An 18184-nucleotide genomic window follows, 5' to 3' on the forward strand; every position below is an offset into this window, starting at 1 on the left:
GGAGCCTCCGCTTTGGTTGGAAGGTCGGATGCCCGTCGCAATCGCGAACGGTTGCTGCAGGCGGCCACTGCCGCTTTCACCGTGCACGGTGGATCGGTGTCGCTCGAGTCGATCGCCCGCGACGCGGGGGTGGGCATCGGCACCCTGTACCGCCACTTCCCCAACCGCGAGGCCCTCGTCGAGGCGATCTACCGTGCCGAGCTCGCCGAGGTGGCCGCGGCGGCCGGGCAGCTGCTCAAGCGGCATCGACCCAAGGTTGCGCTGCGACGGTGGATGGACCGCTACGCGAGCTTCGTGGCCGCCAAACGCGGCATGGCCGAGTCCTTGCACGCGATTTTCGACTCGGGCGCTCTTGCGCCCAGCCAGACTCGCGACAGCATCGTGGGCGCCGTCGAGTTGCTGTTGCGCGCGGGCGCCGACGACACGACCCTGCGCGCCGACGTGCGGGCCGACGACGTGGTGTCCAGCCTGATCGGCATCTTCCTGGTCAGCGGTTCGCCCGAGCAGACCGCCCGCATGCTCGACCTGCTGGTCGCGGGTATCTCGGCCTAGGCCCTACCCGCCGAACGTGAAGCTACTTTCACGCTCGCGCGCGAACGTGAAGTTAGTTTCACGCTCGCGAGCTATCAGCCCACCGAGCGCGCGGCGCCCTCCCAGAATTGGGCGCGCACGGCCTTCTTGTCCGGCTTGCCCAGCCCCGTCAACGGCAGCGAGTCGGCGAGCACCACGCGCTTGGGCGACTGCACCGAACCCTTGCGGTCCTTGACCGCGGCCTGGATCTCGGCGGTCATCTTCTCGATCGCCGCGTCATCGCGGGGCGCATCGGAGCGCAGCACGACCACCGCGGTGACGGCCTCGCCCCACTTCTCGTCCGGCGCGCCGACGACGCACACCTGGGCGATGGCCGGATGCTCGGCGACGACGTCCTCGACCTCGCGCGGGAACACGTTGAAGCCGCCGGTGACGATCATGTCCTTGACCCGGTCGACGATGAAGTAGAAGCCGTCCTCGTCCTCGCGGGCCATGTCGCCGGTGTGCAGCCAGCCGTCCTTGAACGTCTCGGCCGTCGCGTCCGGCAGGTTCCAGTAACCGCCCGCCAACAACGGTCCGCTGACGCAGATCTCGCCCGGCTCGCCCTGCGCCACCGGCTTGCCGTCCTCGCCGAGCAGCGCCACCCGCGCGAACAGCGTCGGGCGCCCACACGAGGTGAGCCGCTTCTCGTCGTGCTCGTTCTTGGCCAGATAGGTGATGGCCATCGGCGCCTCGGATTGCCCGTAGTTCTGGGCGAAGATCTTGCCGAACCGGCGTATCGCCTCGGCCAGCCGCACCGGGTTGATCGCCGAGGCACCGTAGTAGACGGTCTCCAGCGACGACAGGTCGCGGGTGTGCGAATCCGGGTGGTCCATCAGCGCGTACAGCATCGACGGCACCAGGAAGGTGGCCGTAATGCGTTTCTCCTCAATGGTTTTCAGCACCTCGGCCGGGTCGAACTTGGGCAGCACATGCATCTCGCCGCCCTTGATCAGGGTGGGCAGGAAATACGCCGCCCCCGCGTGGGACAGCGGGGTGATCATCAAAAACCGCGGTTCCTCCGGCCATTCCCATTCGGAGAGCTGGATCTGGGTCATCGAGGAGATCGACGCCGCGGTGCCCATCACGCCCTTGGGCTTGCCGGTGGTGCCCCCGGTGTAGGTGAGGCCGATGACCTGATCCGGCGGCAGGTCCGCGGCGGTCAGTGGCTGCGGGTCGTACTTGGCCGCCTCGGCCGCCAGGTCGACCGCCACCCCGCTGAGGGCCTCGGGCACCGGTCCGATGGTGAGGATCTGCTTGAGCCCGGGCACCTTCTCCAGCAGCGCCTGCGCCCGTTCGACGAACATCGGGTTGGGGTCGATGATCAGCGAGCTGATGCCGGCGTCGTTGAGCACGTAGGCGTGGTCGTCCAGTGAGCCCAGCGGGTGCAGGGCGGTGCGCCGGTAGCCCCGGGTCTGGCCGGCGCCGATGATCAACAGCACCTCGGGGCGGTTGAGCGACAGCAGGCCGACGGCGACGCCGGTGCCCGCGCCCAGCGCCTCGAACGCCTGAATGTACTGGCTGATCCGCTCGGCCATCTGACCACCGGTCAGCGTGGTGTCGCCGAGGAAAAGCACCGGCTTGGTCTTGTGGCGCTTGAGCGCGCCCACGAGCAGGTGGCCGTTATGGGTCGGGTTGCGCAACAGGTCGTCCGTCATGGCGCCGCTCCTCCTCATCGCTTTGCTCTGCATCGTCGCCGACGCGACTCATGAGCAAGACTAGAACGTGTTGCAATTTGCGTCAGCCGCACCCTGTTCGACACCGGCAATCAGTACGATTCCTGCCCATGGCCGATGCAGATCTCGTCGTTACCGGAACCATCCTGACCGTCGACGAGGCACGGCCTACCGCGGAGGCGCTCGCGGTGAAAGACGGCAGAATCGTCGCCGTTGGAACCCGTGCGGAAATAGCGGACTTCGCCGGCCCCGGCACCCGGACCGTCGATGTCGGCGACGGCTGTGTGATGCCCGGCTTCGTCGAGGCACACGGGCATCCGCTGATGGAGGCGGTCGCGCTGTCGGACCGCCTCGTCGACATCCGGCCGGTCACCATGCGCGGCGCCGACGAGGTCGTCGGGGCGATTCATTCCGAGGTCGCCCGGCGGGGATCCGACGGCGCCTTCCTCAACGGCTGGGATCCGCTGTTGCAGAAGGGCCTTCCGGAGCCGACCCTGAACTGGCTCGACGGTATCGCGCCCGACAGCCCGCTGGTGATCATCCACAACTCGGGGCACAAGGCCTACTTCAACTCGCGCGCCGCCAAGCTGCACGGGCTCGACCGCGACACCCCGGACCCCAAGGGCGCCAAGTACGGCCGCGACGCCAACGGTGAACTCGACGGCACCGCCGAGGAGACCGGCGCGGTGTTCCCGCTGCTGGCCGGGGCCATCGACTTCGCCGACTACCCGCAGATGCTGCTCGCCGAGTGCGCGAGGCTCAACCGCGCCGGCCTGACCACCTGCTCGGAGATGGCGTTCGACCCGAACTTCCGGCCGGTGGTCGAACAGCTCCGCGAGCAACTCACGGTTCGGCTGCGCACCTACGAGATCTCCAACCCGCAGATGTCCACCGCCGCCACACCCGGGCAGGGCGACGACATCCTGCGGCAGGTCGGCATCAAGATCTGGGTCGACGGCTCGCCCTGGATCGGCAACATCGACCTTTCGTTTCCGTACCTGGACACCGAGGCCACCCGGATCATCGGCGTCGTGCCGGGCTCCTGCGGCTGCGCCAATTACACGAAAGAGCAGCTGCACGAGATCGTCGGCGCGTACTTCCCGCTGGGCTGGCCGATGGCCTGCCACGTGCAGGGCGACGCCGGCGTGGACACCATCCTGGACGTGTACGAAGAGGCCCTCACGCGCCATCCGCGCGACGACCACCGGCTGCGGCTCGAACACGTCGGCGCCATCCGGCCCGAGCAGCTCCAGCGGGCCCATGACCTCGGGGTGACCTGCAGCATCTTTGTCGACCAGATCCACTACTGGGGCGACGTCATCGTCGACGGCCTGTTCGGCGAAGAACGTGGAACCCGTTGGATGCCGGCCGGATCCGCGGTGGCCACCGGGATGCGCATCTCGCTGCACAACGACCCGCCCGTCACGCCCGAGGAGCCGCTGCGCAACATCAGCGTTGCCGTGACCCGCACGGCGCCCAGCGGCCGGGTGCTCGGACCCGAGGAACGCCTGACCGTGGAGCAGGCGATCCGCGCGCAAACCATCGACGCGGCCTGGCAGCTGTTCTCCGACGACGTGATCGGCTCGCTGGAGGTCGGCAAATACGCCGACCTGGTGGTGCTCTCCGCCGATCCGCGAACGGTGCCGCCCGAGCAGATCGCCGACCTTCAGGTGCGCGCGACGTATCTGGCGGGCCGCCAGGTCCACAGCGCGTGACGCCGACGCTCGCGGACCTGCTCGACCGCCTGCACGTGGTGGCGCTGCCGATGCGGGTGCGCTTTCGCGGCATCACCACCCGCGAAGTGGCGCTGATCGAGGGCCCGGCCGGGTGGGGCGAATTCGGGGCCTTCGTCGAATACGAGCCGCGCGAGGCCGCGCAGTGGCTGGCGTCGGGCATCGAAGCCGCCTACCGGACGCCGCCGCCGACCCGTCGCGACCGCGTCCCGATCAACGCGACCGTGCCGGCCGTGCTCGCCGCCGACGTTCCGGAAGTGCTCGCCCGCTTCCCCGGGGCCCGCACTGCCAAGGTGAAGGTGGCCGAGCCCGGGCAGTCGCTGGCCGACGACGTCGCCCGGGTCAACGCCGTGCGCGCACTGGTCCCCACGGTGCGGGTGGACGCCAACGGCGGGTGGAGCGTCGAGGAGGCCGTGCGGGCCGCGGCCGCTTTGACCGCCGACGGGCCGCTGGAATACATCGAACAGCCCTGCGCGACCGTCGACGAGCTCGCGGAGCTGCGCCGGCGCACGGACGTGCCGATCGCCGCCGACGAGAGCATCCGAAAGGCCGACGACCCGCTGGCCGTGGTCCGCGCCCACGCCGCCGACATCGCGGTGCTCAAAGTCGCTCCGCTGGGCGGGATTTCGGCCATGCTCGAGATCGCTGCGCAGATCGACATCCCGGTCGTGATTTCCAGCGCGCTGGATTCGGCGGTGGGAATCGGCGCCGGGCTGCACGCCGCGGCGGCCCTGCCGCAACTCCGGCACGCCTGCGGTCTGGGCACCGGCGGGCTCTTCGTCGACGACGTCGCCGAGACCGCCGCGCCGGTCGACGGCGCCCTGCCGGTGGGGCCGGTCACGCCCGACCCCGAGCGGCTGCGGGCCCTGCGGGCGGCGCCGGAGCGGCGGCAGTGGTGGATCGACCGGGTCAAGGCGTGCCATCGGTTGCTTGTACCGTCGTCCGGGTGATCAACCTGGCTTACGACGACCGCGGCTCCGGTGATCCCGTGGTATTCATCGCCGGCCACGGCGGCGCCGGACGAACCTGGCACCCCTATCAAGTCCCCGCGTTTCTGGCGGCCGGATACCGCGTCATCACCTTCGACAATCGCGGAATCGGCGCCACGGAGAACGCCCAGGGATTCACGACGGAAACCATGGTCGCCGACACCGCGGCGCTGATCGAGGGCTTGAATGCGGCCCCGGCCCGCATCGTCGGGATGTCGATGGGCGCGTACATCGCCCAGGAGCTCATGCTGGCCCGGCCCGAGCTGGTCAGTTCGGCGGTGCTGATGGGGACCCGCGGCCGCATGGACCGGGCCCGGCAGTTCTTCCGCGACGCCGAGGCCGAGCTGTCCGACACCGGTGTCGAGATGCCCGCCGCGTACGACGCCAAAATCCGCCTGCTGGAGAACTTCTCCCGCAAGACGCTCAACGATGACACCGCCGTCGCCGACTGGATCGCGATGTTCTCCACCTGGCCCCTCAAGCCCACCCCGGGCACGCGCGCGCAGCTCGATATCGCGCCGTACACCAGCCGGTTGACCGCCTACCGCAGCATCACGACCCCGGTGCTGGTGATCGGCTTCTCCGACGACGTGCTGACCCCGCCGCACATGGGCCGCGAGGTCGCGGACGCGCTACCCAACGGCCGCTACGTGCAGATACCCGACGCCGGTCATCTCGGGTTCTTCGAGCGACCGGACGAGGTAAACGCCGCCATGCTCAAGTTCTTCGGCGAGGCCTACGGCTGAGCGCACCCGGCGGGCATCCTCAGCCGGCTGTGACACCCTGTAGGAGTGAACCCCTCGACGACCCAGGCTCGCGTCGTCGTTGACGAGCTGATTCGCGGCGGTGTCCGCGACGTGGTGCTCTGCCCCGGTTCGCGGAACGCCCCGCTGGCTTTCGCGTTGCAGGACGCCGACCGGTCCGGACGTATCCGCCTGCACGTCCGCATCGACGAGCGCACCGCCGGCTACCTGGCGATCGGCCTGGCCATCGCCGCCGGCGCGCCGGTCTGCATCGCCATGACCTCCGGGACGGCCGTCGCCAACCTCGGCCCGGCGGTGATCGAGGCCAACTACGCCCGGGTGCCGCTGATCGTGCTCTCGGCCAACCGGCCCTACGAGCTGCTGGGCACCGGGGCCAACCAGACCATGGAACAGCTGGGCTACTTCGGCACGCAGGTGCGGGCCACCATCAGCCTGGGCCTGGCCGAGGACGCACCCGAGCGGCTTGATTCCCTGAACGCCACCTGGCGGTCGGCGACCTGCCGGGTGCTGGTGGCCGCCACGGGATCCCGGACCGCCAACGCCGGCCCCGTGCAGTTCGACATCCCGCTGCGCGAACCGTTGGTGCCCGATCCCGACCCTCAAACGCCGACGCCGCAGGGCCGCCCGGGTGGGCGGCCGTGGACCTACACCCCGCCGGTCAGCTTCGACCAGCCGCTGGACATCGACCTGTCACCCGACACGGTCGTCATCGCCGGGCACGGCGCGGGCCTGCAGCCCAACCTCGCCCAGCTGCCGACCGTCGCCGAGCCGACCGCGCCCGCGCCGGCCAACCCGCTGCACCCGCTCGCGCTGCCCCTGCTGCGGCCCAAGCAGGTGATCATGCTCGGCCGCCCCACCCTGCACCGGCCGGTGTCGGCGTTGCTGGCCGACCCGCAGGTGCCGGTGTTCGCGCTGACCACCGGGCCGCGCTGGCCGGACGTTTCGGGCAACTCGCAGGCCACCGGGACCCGGGCGGTCACCACCGGAGCACCGAACCCGGCGTGGCTGCGCCGCTGCGCGGAGACCAACCGGCACGCGCTGGCCGCCGTCCGCGAACAGCTCGACGCCCACCCGCTGACCACCGGCCTGCACGTCGCGGCGGCCGTGGCCGACGCGTTGGCGCCCGGCGATCAGCTGGTGCTCGGGGCCTCCAACCCGGTCCGCGACGCCGCGCTGGTCGGCCTGGACACCCGCGACATCCGGGTGCGGTCCAACCGCGGCGTCGCCGGGATCGACGGGACGGTGTCCACCGCCATCGGGGCGGCGCTCGCCCACGAACGCGAGGGCGGCCCGGACAGCCCGGCGCGCACCGTCGCGCTGATCGGCGACCTGACGTTCGTGCACGACAGCTCCGGGTTGCTCATCGGGCCCACCGAGCCCACCCCGCGCCGGCTGACCATCGTCGTCTCCAATGACAACGGCGGCGGCATCTTCGAATTGCTCGAACAGGGCGACCCGCGGTTCTCCGACGTCTCGTCGCGGATTTTCGGGACCCCGCACGACGTCGACGTGGGTGCGCTGTGCCGCGCCTACCACGTCGAGAGCCGGCAGATCGAGGTGGGCGAATTGCCCACCGCGCTCGACGAACCCGGCGCCGGCATGCGGGTGCTGGAGGTCAAAGCCGACCGGTCGTCATTGCGGCAGCTGCACGCCGCGATCAAGGCCGCGCTATGAGGCGCACCTAGTGCCGATGTCACCAAAAGCCCTGCTGCGCTTGCTGATTCATGGCCGAAGGGACGAACCGCCGAGAACGCGAGCCAGAATTGCGTTGCGGTGGGCCAGAATTGCGGTGCTGATCGTGGCCGGCCTGGTCACGTTGCAGTCCATGTTGCTGGTGGCCGGCGCCTGGCGCGACGACCTCGCGATCACTCACAACATGGGTGTCGCGCAGGCGGAGGTGCTCAGCGCCGGACCGCGCCGGTCCACCATCGAATTCGTCACCCCCGAGCGGGTCACCTATCGTCCCGAGCTCGGGGTGCTCTACCCGTCGCATTTGGCCACCGGGATGCGGATCTACGTCGAGTACAACAAGAACGATCCGAACCTGGTGCGCGTGCAGCATCGCAATGCCGGGCTGGCGATCATCCCGGCCGGGTCCATCGCGGTGGTGGGCTGGCTGGGCGCGGCGGCGATCCTGATCGCGCTGGCGCTGGGCGACAAGTGGCTCGATCGGCGTGACGTACCCCCCGCCGCGACCGAGAAGCCGCCCGCCGATAGCGTCGGACCTGCAAATTTCGCATGACGTATGCCCGCAGGCAACCTTGTCGACAGTCGGCGCTGACACGGTGTTGATGTGCGCGTTGCCATCGTCGCGGAATCGTTTCTCCCCGAGGTCAACGGTGTCAGCAACTCGGTGATCCGGGTGCTCGAGCATCTGCGCCGGACGGGCCACGAAGCCCTGGTCATCGCCCCCGACACCCCTCCCGGGCAGCCGCGGGCGGATCGCATCTACGACGGGATCCGGGTGCACCGGGTGCCGTCCCGGATGTTTCCCAAGGTGACGACCCTGCCGCTCGGTGTGCCGACGCCCCGGCTGGTGAAGGTGCTGCGCGGATTCGATCCCCACGTGGTTCACCTGGCGTCGCCGGCGCTGCTGGGCTACGGCGGGCTGCGGGCGGCCCGGTGGCTGGGAATTCCGACGGTCGCGGTGTACCAGACCGATGTGCCGGGCTTCGCGGCCAGCTACGGCATTCCGATGACCGCGCGCGCCGCCTGGGCCTGGTTCCGTCATCTGCACAGCCTCGCCGACCGCACCCTGGCGCCATCCAGTGTGACCATGGAATCGCTTGTCGCTCACCGGTTTCCGCGGGTGCATCGATGGGCGCGCGGCGTCGACGTGCTGCGGTTCGCGCCGTCAGCGCGCGACGAGGCGCTGCGACGACAGTGGTCACCGCAGGGCAAGCCCGTCGTCGGGTTCGTGGGTCGCCTCGCGCCCGAGAAACACGTCGAGCGTCTGGCCGGGCTGGCCGCGAACGACGCGGTTCAGCTCGTCATCGTGGGCGACGGCGTCGACCGCAGCAAGCTGCAATCGGCAATGCCGACAGCGGTTTTCACCGGTGCGCTGTACGGCGACGAACTCGCCGCGGCGTACGCCAGCATGGACGTGTTCGTGCATCCCGGCGAGCACGAGACGTTTTGTCAGGTCGTGCAGGAAGCGCTGGCGTCGGGGTTGCCGGTGATCGCCCCCGACGCCGGCGGCCCTCGTGACCTCGTCACACCGTGGCGTACCGGTCTGCTGCTGGCCGTCAACGAGTTCGAGTCCCGGCTGCCCGACGCGGTCGCCCACCTGATCGCCGAACGGCCCCGCTACGCCCCGGCCGCGCGGCGCAGTGTGGTCGGCCGGAGCTGGCCGATCATCTGCGACGAGTTGCTGGGTCACTACGAGGCGGTGCTGTCGCCGTTCGTCCGGCGGCAGATCGCCGCCGGGCGGCACGCGCAGGGCGAGTAAGCCAGCGGCCCTATGACGGGTCGAATTCGATTGGCAGCGTGGCCGGTCCGCTGATAGCGGTGAGGGGCTTCCACGGGGCGGGGCCGGTGCGGCGGGCGTTGGGCATGCGTTGGGCCATGACCTTCAGGGCTTCGCTCAGCTCCAGTCGGGCCAGATTGGCGCCCAGGCAGTAGTGCATGCCGGCACCGAAGGTCTGCATCGGCGCGGCATCCACGCGGGTGATGTCGAGCCGGTCGGGAACGTCGTAGACGGCGGGGTCGCGGTTTGCGGCGGCCGTGTTGGCGATCACCAGCGTGCCGGCCGGGATCATGAACCCGGCGACCTCGACGTCCTCGAGGGCGATGCGCAGGGTGAGGCCCGCGATCGGTGAATGCCGCATCGTCTCCTCGACCGCGTTTGCCGCGAGTTCGGGGTGCTGGGCCAGCAGCGCCCACTGGTCGGGGTGATCGCACAGCACCTGCACGGAGGCGGCCAGCTGGTTGCGGGTGGTGTCCGTGCCGGCCATCAGCAGGCCCGCTACCAGCATCCGCAGCTCCTCGGCGTTGAGGTGATCACCGTCGTCCTCCGCGCGGATCAGGTCCGAGAGCAGGTCGTCGGTCAGCGTGAGCCGCCGCTGGGCGACCATGTCGTCGATGTAGGCGTCGAGCTCATTCCAGGCCGCCAGGATGGCCCGCTCATGCGCCGCGACCTCCCAGCTGAAGGCCTTGAAGATGTCGTCTGTCCACTCCGAGAACAGCTTCCAGTCCTCGGCCGGGGCGCCCAACAGCGCACAGATGATCGGGATCGGATATTGGCGGGCGATGTCGCTGACCACGTCGCAGCGTCCGGCCGCGCTGTGGTGGTCTATGAGTTCGTTGATCACGTCGACGATCGTGGTGCCCAGCCGCGCGGTGGCCCGCGGTGTGAAGGCCTTGGACACCAGGCGGCGCAGCCGCTGGTGCGCGGGACCGTCGAGGCTGATCAGGTTCGTTGCCACCCGCTCCCACAGCGGGCCACTGGTGATGCCCTGTGAGGCCAGGAACATCCCCTGGGGCACGCGAAATCGCGGGTCGCGCAGGACGGTTCGAACCAGTTCATAGGTCAAGAACTCCGGCCCGTGGGGGCCGATCGCGATAGGCGCCTGCCGTCGTGCGCGGCTGATGATCTGGTGCGCCTCTTCCAGGCTTCGGCAACGCTCATAATCAATCGCCGGAAGTCCGGCGTCGAAGACGTTCGGGCAGCTCGGCGCGTCAACGGTGATGGTCATGGTGGCCCCCAGGGCTGGTCGGCGAAGTACCTTCACGCCTCAGCCTGGGCGGTTCGGCCTTCAAGCACATGCGTAGCCGACTACCTGTCTTGCCGTAGCAGTACTCGCCGCCCGGTGCGTGCGGGTGCCCCACCGCCTATTCTTTGAGAACTCTGGAAACCTTGGGGCCCCGGACCGGCGGAGGGTCGAATGACGGCCATAGCGGCGTGCCAAACGTGCGGCACCGAGCCGCTGGAGAACGCCCGCTTTTGCCACGGCTGCGGATCCCCGGTCAAAGGACCGGATGTCCGTGCAGAGTACAAGCAGGTCACAGTCCTGTTCGCCGACGTGGTGCATTCGATGGACATCGCCGCGGCGGTGGGTGCGGAACGACTGCGAGAGATCATGGCCGACGTCGCCGACCTTTGCGCGGCGGTGGTGCAGCGCTACGGCGGCACGGTGGACAAGTTCACCGGCGACGGCATCATGGCGGTGTTCGGCGCGCCGGTTGCATTGGAGGACCACGCGGTTCGCGCCTGTTTGGCGGCGCTGGGGGTTCAGGAGGACGTGAAGCGGCTAGCCGTCGACGTCGACGCCCGCGACGGTGTGCATCTGCAGCTGCGGGTAGGCCTCAACTCCGGTCAGGTGATCGCCGGCGAAATCGGCTCGGGGCCTTTCGGTTACACCGCGATTGGTGAGCAAGTCGGCATGGCTCAGCGGATGGAATCGGCGGCTCCGCCGGGCGGGGTGATGCTCAGCGCCCCGACAGCGCGACTCGTCGAGGGCGCGGCGAATCTGGGTGGATCAGAGTTGGTCCGGATCAAGGGTTCTGACACGCCAGTGCCGGCCCATCGGCTGCTGGGCATGGGCGAGAAGCAGCGCGATGCCTGGCATGGCGAGTCGAAGCTGATCGGCAGGGGCGGGGAGATGTCGGCGGTCGAGGGCTTGCTGGAGCGCGCGCTCGATGGCCACGGGGCGGTTGTCGGAGTCGCGGGGCCACCGGGCATCGGCAAGAGCCGTCTGGTGCGCGACGTCTCGGCCATGGCAGCCGTGCGGGGTGCCGACGTGTTCGTCGCCTCCTGCGAATCGCACACCAGCCAGATCCCGTTTTACGTTGTGGGGCGACTCCTGCGCGCGGTCACGGGCATCAAAGGCCTTGACCCGCCCACCGCCCGGGCGCGGATCCGGGGTCGGGCTCGCCATGCGGAGCCGGAGGACTTGCTGCTCTTGAACGACCTGCTGGGCATCGCCGATCCCGATGTCGAGCTGCCCAAGATCGATCCCGAGGCGCGCAGGCGGCGGTTGACCGGGCTGGTCAACGCCGCGTCGCTGGCCCGCGAAACCCCGGCGCTGTTCGTCATCGAAGACGCCCACTGGATCGACGAGGTCAGCGAGTCGCTGCTGACCGATTTCATCGCCATAATCCCTAGGACGCCCACGCTGGTGCTGGTCACCTATCGCCCCGAATATCGAGGCGCGTTGGGCGAAGTCGCCGGTGCGCGAACCATCGCCCTTTCGCCCCTGAGCGATTCGGAGACCGCAGGACTGGTCTCGCACCTGCTCGGGGCACACCCGTCGGTCGCTGAGTTGGCCATCATGATCACCGAGCGGGCCGCGGGCAACCCGTTCTTCGCCGAAGAAATAGTGCGCGAGCTTGCCGACCGCGGTGTGCTGCAAGGCAATTCGGGCGCCTACGTCTCGACGACGGAAGGTGCTGCGGTGCGCGTGCCCGCCACGCTGCAAGCCACTATCGCCGCGCGCATCGACCGGCTGGGCCAGAAGGCGAAACGCACCCTGAGCGCTGCGGCGGTCATCGGCTCGAACTTCAACCGGGATCTGTTGCAAACCTTGGGCATCGAGCCGGTGCTCGAGGAACTGGTGTCGGCCCAGCTCATCAATCAAATGCCCAGCCAGCAACCCGAATATGCGTTCTACCATCCTCTGATTCGGGAGGTGGCTTACGAATCGCAGCTCCGATCGGACCGTGCCGAGCTGCACCGGCGCATCGCGGCCGCGATCGAATCACGCGCTCCGGGAGCGGCCGACGAACACGCCGCCCTGATCGCCGGGCATTTGGAGGCCGCCGGTGACGAGCACGGCGCTTACGGCTGGCACATGCGCGCCGCGGCATGGGCGACCAACCGCGACATCGCCGCGGCGTGGCTGAGCTGGGAACGTGCCCGAACGATCGCCGACGCACTACCCGCCGATGATCCCAACCGCGTGGCCATGCGTATCGCGCCCCGAACCATGTTGTGTGGCATCGCCTTCCGGGTCAATGAGCACGTGGCCGGTGAGCGCTTCGACGAGTTTCGCGAATTGTGCGCCGCGGCCGGCGATAAGCCCTCGCTGGCCATCGGCATGGTGGGGCTCGTGATGGATTATGCGCTTGACGACCGGCGGCGCGAGGCCTCGCAGGTGGCATCGGAGGCCATGGCCCTCATCGAATCGATCGACGACCCGACGTTGACGGTAGGCCTGTCCGTCGCCCCGATCTTCGCCAAGGGTGAGAACGTCGAATATTCGGATGTGTTGCGCTGGTCCCAGCGAGTCATCGACCTCGCCGCCGGTGACCCGGCCAAGGGCAACTTCATCATCGGATCTCCCTTAGCGCTGGCCTTGACGAACCAGGCTATCGCTCGTTATGCCCTCGGTCGCGACGGATGGCGAGAAGGACTGGAGCAGGGCCTTGTTATGGCCCGCAGCACCGACCCCATGTCCTACGTCACCGTTGTCGCATACGTCTACTTCGCGGGAATAGCTTTCGGCGCAATGAGATCCGACGATCGTGCGGTACGCGAGATCGAGAATTCCTTGGAGATCGCCGAACGATCCGGTGATGACATGGCGCTGGCCATCGCCCGGATGACCTTGGGTGTAGCGCTGGTGCATCGGGGCGCCGGAATGGAGCGCGACCGCGGACATAGGCTGCTGGCCGAGCTCAACGATGGGTCCGTACGCCCCAAATACCTTCTGTCGCAACTATCGATCGTCGAAATGTATGTGGCGCGCGAGAGGGCTCGGCATGGAGATCGCGGTCAGGCCATACCGCTCATGCAGGCCACCGTCGACCATCTGTTCCGCAAGGGCCTGGCGCTGGGGTGGGGCCTTCCCGCGACGGGTGCTCTGGTGGAGGCATTGCTCGACAGCCCATCCGCCGCGCAGCTGACCGAAGCCGAGGCCGCTGTCGAGCGGCTGGCGGCCGAACCGGCCGAAGAGGTTCTGGCGATACGTGAGGTCTGGGTGCTACGGCTCCGGGCGCTGCTGGCGCGAGCACGCGGCGAGGATGCCGCGTATCAGGACTTCAGGGATCGCTATCGCGCGATGGCCCACGAACACGGCTACGACGGCCACATCGCGTGGGCCGCGGCGCTGGGGTGACACCGGCTCCGAGCTAGTCGCTAATCACCCCTGCGCCAGCTCGGCGACCGGCTGCCATTCCTCCCAGTTCGCGAGCCGGCTCTCGTAGTCGGCCTTCGCCGTTTCCAGCGGCGAAGCGCCGAAAAACACTCGCAGCGGCGGCTTTTCGGCGTCGACCACCTTGAGCAGGGCCGCGGCGGACGCCGACGGGTCACCCGGGCTGGCCCACCGGCGGCTACGCTCGGCCTGCACGGCGGCGCGAACATCGTCGTAGGCCGGCAGCGGATCGGCATGCCTGGCCGAGTCGCCGGCCCAGTCGGTGTCGAAACCGCCCGGCTCGATCAGCGTGACGTGCACACCGAACGGAGCGACCTCTTGCGCCAGCGCCTGCGAAAAGCCCTCCAGCGCCCACTTCGACGCGTGGTAGATGCCGACCAAGGGGAACGCGGTGATGCCACCGATCGAGGAAACCTGGATGATGTGGCCGCTGCCCTGCTCCCGCAGGTAGGGTAGCGCGGCCTGCGTGATCCACAGCGCCCCAAACACATTCGTTTCGATCTGATCGCGTGCGTCTTGCTCGGCGAGCTCCTCGACGAACCCGAACTGACCGTAGCCGGCGTTGTTCACCACGATGTCGAGCCGGCCGAAGTGGTCGTGCGCGCGCTTGACCGCCGCGAAATCCGCCGCCCGATCGGTCACGTCCAGGCGAATCGGGAGCAGCGCGTCGCCGTACTTCTGCACCAAGTCGTCCAGCGCGGTGGTGTTGCGGGCCGTGGCGGCAACCTTGTCGCCGCGCTCCAGCGCCGCGATCGTCCACGCCCTGCCGAAACCTCGCGATGTACCGGTGATAAACCAAACTTTTTCAGTCACCCCCCTTACAACGCCGACGGCGCCACCTCATTCCCCCAACGGGTAGCGTTCCTCTGGTGAGTCGCGCGGAATTGGACAAGGACCCCCGGGATGTCGCGTCGATGTTCGACGGTGTCGCCCGCCGGTACGACCTGACCAACACCGTGCTGTCGATGGGCCAGGACCGGTACTGGCGCAGGGCCACCCGGTCGGCGCTGGCCATCGGGCCGGGTCAGAAGGTGTTGGACCTCGCCGCGGGCACCGCGGTGTCCACCGTGGAGCTGGCGAAGTCCGGGGCCTGGTGTGTGGCCGCCGATTTTTCCGTCGGCATGCTGGCGGCGGGCGCCGCGCGCGACGTTCCGAAGGTCGCCGGCGATGCCACCAGGCTGCCGTTCGGTGACGACGTGTTCGATGCCGTGACAATCAGTTTCGGGCTGCGCAACGTGGTCGACACCCAGGCCGGGCTGCGCGAGATGGCCCGTGTCACCCGTCCCGGCGGCCGATTGGTGGTGTGCGAGTTCTCCACGCCCACCAATGCGCTGTTCGCCACGGTCTACAAGGAGTATTTGATGCGGGCGTTGCCGCGGGTGGCGCGGGCGGTGTCCAGCAATCCGGACGCGTACGTGTACCTCGCGGAATCGATCAGGGCGTGGCCCGATCAGGCGGCGCTGGCGCAGCAGATAACCGAGGCCGGCTGGTCCGGGGTGCGCTGGCGCAACCTGACCGGCGGCATCGTCGCCCTACACGCCGGGACCAAACCCGGGCGCTGAAGGTTTTAGTGGTTGCCGGCCGCCTGGACCACGCCGATCTGGTCGGGGCAGTAGTGGTCGACCGCCGCGCCCAGGAACTGCAATGACTGCCCCTCGGTGGTGCCGCGCGGCAGGTTGCGCTGGATGAAAGTCGCGGACTGATGGGCGTCGTGGTCCACGCCGCGGCCCAACCGGTCGCAGGTGATCTTGCCCAGCCACGCCAACTGGTCCTGCGGCTGGTAGATGCCGAAGCCGTTGACGGTGTTCTTGAATGGCGCGTCGTAGTCGCTCGGCGGCGACGGTGTCCGCGGGGTGGGGTATGGCGCCGTCGGCGGCGGATCCGCCTGCGCCGGCACGGAGAGCTGCGCCGGCGCGGCCAGCGCGGCAAGCGCGATAGCAGCGGCGGCTCCGATAGTAGCCAGCGTCGTTCCCTTCATTAGCTGGACTATACACGGCCCGCTCAAGCTGCGCGGCCGAAAGCGAATCGCCGATTTTGCGCCCGCAAGGGGCCACGAAAGCCCGCTGACCAGCGGCGATGCACGGCACTCGGTCAGCTGAAGGGCGTTCGGCGGTCGAGCAGCCGGGACAGCCGGCCGCCGCCCCGCCAGGCGCGCGCCACCCAGTCCGCGTCGTCCTCGGTGACCAGATTGGCCATGACCCGCACGGCGATGGTCATCAGCGTCGTCGAGCGCATGGCGATCGGTCCGGTCGACGGCAGAAACCGCTGGAACGTCAGCAGCAGCGCCAGCCTGCGCGCCACCGAGAAGCCGCGGCCATAGTGCTGCTGCAGCAGCGACGGCCACACCTGTGACAGGTCGGGGCAGTCCAGCAGCGCCGCGGCTAACCGCCCGGTCTCCAGCCCGTAGTCGATGCCCTCCCCGTTGAGTGGGTTCACGCAGGCCGCGGCGTCGCCGATCAGCATCCAGTTGGCGCCGGCCACGCCCGACACCGCGCCGCCCATCGGCAGCAGCGCCGAGGCCACCGCCCGCGGGTGGCCGGTGAAGCCCCACTCGTCGCGGCGCAGGTCCGTGTAGTAGTCGATCAGCGGCCGCAGCGCCAGGTCGGCGGGTCGCTTTGACGTCGACAACGCTCCGACGCCGATGTTCACCTCGCCGTTGCCCAGCGGGAAGATCCAGCCGTAGCCGGGCAGCAAGGAGCCGTCGGGGGAGCGCAGTTCCAGATGCGACGTCAGCCATGGGTCGTCGGCCCGCGCGGTGGTCAGATAGCCGCGGGCGGCGACGCCGTACACCGTCTCCTGATGCCAGCGCCGGCCCAGCTTGCGGCCCAGCGACGAGCGGGCGCCGTCGGCGACGATCAACTGACGGCAGCCGACCTCCGTGCCGTCGGCCAATGTCACCGATGTCACGTGGCCCGATGAATCATGTTGCGCGGCAACGGCCTTGGTGCCAAGCAGCATTCGCGCCCCGGAATCTTCGGCGACTTTGCGGATCCGGTCGTCCAGCTCCAAGCGGGCCACCGCGCTGCCGGTCGACGGGAATGACGGACCGGGCCAGTCGACTTCCAGCTCGCCGCCGAATCCGCTCATCCGCAACCCGCGATGCCGGATGCGGCTGTCCAGCCAGTCGCCAAGCCCCAGCCGTTCCAGCTCCGCGACCGCGCGCGGGGTCAGTCCGTCGCCGCAGGCCTTGTCGCGGGGAAAGCTCGCCGAATCGATGACCAGTACGTCGTTGCCCGCGCGGGCGGCCCACGCACCCGCGGCCGAACCGGCGGGCCCGGCGCCCACGACCACCACTTGGGCTCGGGTCGCTCCCGTCTTCATGCACACCAGTATGTTTGGTGCCGTGAGTACTCCGGCAACGGTGGTGGCGGGCGTCGACTTCGGCAACCCCGATTTCGCGGCGACCGTACGGGACGGTGTGGGACGGATCGAGCAGCTCATGGACACCGAGCTGCTCAGCGCCGACGACATCATGACCGAGTCGCTGACGCACCTGTTCAAGGCCGGCGGCAAGCGGTTCCGGCCGCTGTTCACCGTGCTGTCGGCCCAGATCGGACCCAACCCGGACAGCGGAGACGTCACCATCGCCGGCGCCGTCATCGAACTGGTGCACCTGGCCACGCTGTACCACGACGACGTCATGGACGAGGCGGAGGTTCGTCGCGGCGCGCCCACCGCCAACGTGCGCTGGGGCAACAACGTCGCGATCCTGGCGGGGGATTACCTGTTCGCCACGGCCTCGCGGTTGGTCTCCCGGCTGGGCCCCGAGGCCGTGCGGCTGATCGCCGAGACGTTCGCCCAGTTGGTGACGGGGCAGATGCGCGAGACCCGAGGCTTCGTCGAGGGATCGGACCCCATCGAGCACTACCTGAGGGTGGTGTACGAGAAGACCGCGTGCCTGATCGCGGCGGCGGGCCGGTTCGGTGCGATGTTCTCGGGTGCGGACGCCGACCAGGTGGAGCGGCTGAGCCGTCTCGGCGGCATCGTGGGCACCGCGTTCCAGATCTCCGACGACATCATCGACATCGACAGCGACTCCCACGAGTCCGGCAAGCTGCCCGGCACGGACGTGCGCGAAGGCGTGCACACCTTGCCGATGGTCTACGCGCTGCGCGAGCCCGGGCCCGAGGCGGCGCGGCTGCGCGAGCTGCTGGTCGGCCCCATCGAGGACGACGACGCGGTGGCCGAGGCGCTGGCACTGTTGCGGGCCTCGCCGGGCATGGCCAAGGCCAAGCAGTCGCTTCACGAGTACGCCGAGCAGGCGCGCCAGGAGCTGGCCGTGTTACCGGATGTTCCCGGCCGCCGGGCGCTACAGACGCTGGTCGACTACACCATCAGCCGGCACGGCTAGTGGCGATCGCG

The 18184-nt window shown here is 69.1% G+C and carries 15 protein-coding genes; 10 read left to right on the forward strand and 5 right to left on the reverse strand.

The window, feature by feature from the left end:
- Positions 1–12 precede the first annotated feature (12 nt).
- Positions 13–552, forward strand: coding sequence for a TetR/AcrR family transcriptional regulator (locus tag AC5Y30_RS10660; protein ID WP_499918095.1), 540 nt, complete (start codon positions 13–15; stop codon positions 550–552).
- A gap of 74 nt (positions 553–626) precedes the next feature.
- Here AC5Y30_RS10660 and fadD8 read toward each other — a convergent pair whose 3' ends face one another.
- Positions 627–2261, reverse strand: coding sequence for a fatty-acid--CoA ligase FadD8 (gene fadD8 / locus AC5Y30_RS10665; RefSeq protein WP_499918096.1), 1635 nt, complete (start codon positions 2259–2261; stop codon positions 627–629).
- Between the two features lie 95 nt (positions 2262–2356).
- Here fadD8 and AC5Y30_RS10670 point away from each other — a divergent pair, with 95 nt between their 5' ends.
- Genes AC5Y30_RS10670 through AC5Y30_RS10695 form a run of 6 tightly spaced genes read left to right on the forward strand, consistent with a single transcriptional unit; the run spans position 2357 to position 9180 of the window.
- Positions 2357–3961, forward strand: a complete 1605-nt coding sequence (locus tag AC5Y30_RS10670) for an amidohydrolase (protein ID WP_499918097.1) — start codon at positions 2357–2359, stop codon at positions 3959–3961.
- A gap of 50 nt (positions 3962–4011) precedes the next feature.
- The gene (locus tag AC5Y30_RS10675) at positions 4012–4929 is read left to right on the forward strand and encodes an o-succinylbenzoate synthase (RefSeq protein WP_499918260.1); all 918 of its coding nucleotides are present in this window, start codon (positions 4012–4014) and stop codon (positions 4927–4929) included.
- Positions 4926–5714, forward strand: coding sequence for an alpha/beta fold hydrolase (locus tag AC5Y30_RS10680; protein WP_499918098.1), 789 nt, complete (start codon positions 4926–4928; stop codon positions 5712–5714). The genes AC5Y30_RS10675 and AC5Y30_RS10680 overlap by 4 nt, the downstream gene beginning before the upstream one ends.
- A gap of 45 nt (positions 5715–5759) precedes the next feature.
- Positions 5760–7406: a 2-succinyl-5-enolpyruvyl-6-hydroxy-3-cyclohexene-1-carboxylic-acid synthase gene (menD, locus tag AC5Y30_RS10685; protein WP_499918099.1), complete on the forward strand. Its 1647-nt coding sequence runs from the start codon at positions 5760–5762 to the stop codon at positions 7404–7406.
- Between the two features lie 16 nt (positions 7407–7422).
- The gene (locus AC5Y30_RS10690; RefSeq protein WP_499918101.1) at positions 7423–7974 is read left to right on the forward strand and encodes a DUF3592 domain-containing protein; all 552 of its coding nucleotides are present in this window, start codon (positions 7423–7425) and stop codon (positions 7972–7974) included.
- Positions 7975–8025: 51 nt separating this feature from the next.
- On the forward strand, positions 8026–9180 hold the full coding sequence (locus tag AC5Y30_RS10695; protein ID WP_499918103.1) for a glycosyltransferase family 4 protein: 1155 nt from the start codon (positions 8026–8028) through the stop codon (positions 9178–9180).
- A gap of 10 nt (positions 9181–9190) precedes the next feature.
- Here AC5Y30_RS10695 and AC5Y30_RS10700 read toward each other — a convergent pair whose 3' ends face one another.
- A complete protein-coding gene (locus tag AC5Y30_RS10700) occupies positions 9191–10426 on the reverse strand; it encodes a cytochrome P450 (RefSeq protein WP_499918104.1) in 1236 nt (411 codons plus the stop codon).
- Between the two features lie 189 nt (positions 10427–10615).
- On the opposite strand from AC5Y30_RS10700, the gene AC5Y30_RS10705 reads away from it, so the two are divergent.
- Complete coding sequence (locus tag AC5Y30_RS10705) at positions 10616–13786, forward strand: ATP-binding protein (RefSeq protein ID WP_499918105.1); 3171 nt, start codon at positions 10616–10618, stop codon at positions 13784–13786.
- A 24-nt stretch (positions 13787–13810) separates the two neighbouring features.
- On the opposite strand, the gene AC5Y30_RS10710 is transcribed toward AC5Y30_RS10705, so the two are convergent.
- Positions 13811–14635: an SDR family oxidoreductase gene (locus tag AC5Y30_RS10710; protein ID WP_499918106.1), complete on the reverse strand. Its 825-nt coding sequence runs from the start codon at positions 14633–14635 to the stop codon at positions 13811–13813.
- A 56-nt stretch (positions 14636–14691) separates the two neighbouring features.
- On the opposite strand from AC5Y30_RS10710, the gene AC5Y30_RS10715 reads away from it, so the two are divergent.
- Positions 14692–15384 carry a demethylmenaquinone methyltransferase gene (locus tag AC5Y30_RS10715; RefSeq protein ID WP_499918107.1) on the forward strand — a complete coding sequence of 231 codons (693 nt, stop codon included), beginning with the start codon at positions 14692–14694 and terminating at the stop codon, positions 15382–15384.
- A gap of 5 nt (positions 15385–15389) precedes the next feature.
- Here AC5Y30_RS10715 and AC5Y30_RS10720 read toward each other — a convergent pair whose 3' ends face one another.
- Together AC5Y30_RS10720 and menJ are read right to left on the reverse strand one after the other, a co-directional pair.
- Positions 15390–15800: a DUF732 domain-containing protein gene (locus AC5Y30_RS10720; RefSeq protein ID WP_499918108.1), complete on the reverse strand. Its 411-nt coding sequence runs from the start codon at positions 15798–15800 to the stop codon at positions 15390–15392.
- 113 nt (positions 15801–15913) lie between these two features.
- Entirely contained in the window at positions 15914–17143 is a 1230-nt protein-coding gene (gene menJ / locus AC5Y30_RS10725) for a menaquinone reductase MenJ (protein WP_499918109.1), read from the reverse strand.
- A gap of 22 nt (positions 17144–17165) precedes the next feature.
- On the opposite strand from menJ, the gene grcC1 reads away from it, so the two are divergent.
- The gene (grcC1, locus tag AC5Y30_RS10730; RefSeq protein ID WP_499918110.1) at positions 17166–18173 is read left to right on the forward strand and encodes a nonaprenyl/(2E,6E)-farnesyl/geranylgeranyl diphosphat synthase; all 1008 of its coding nucleotides are present in this window, start codon (positions 17166–17168) and stop codon (positions 18171–18173) included.
- Positions 18174–18184: the final 11 nt, after the last annotated feature.

It is taken from the genome of Mycobacterium sp. NGS27, from assembly GCF_059813005.1.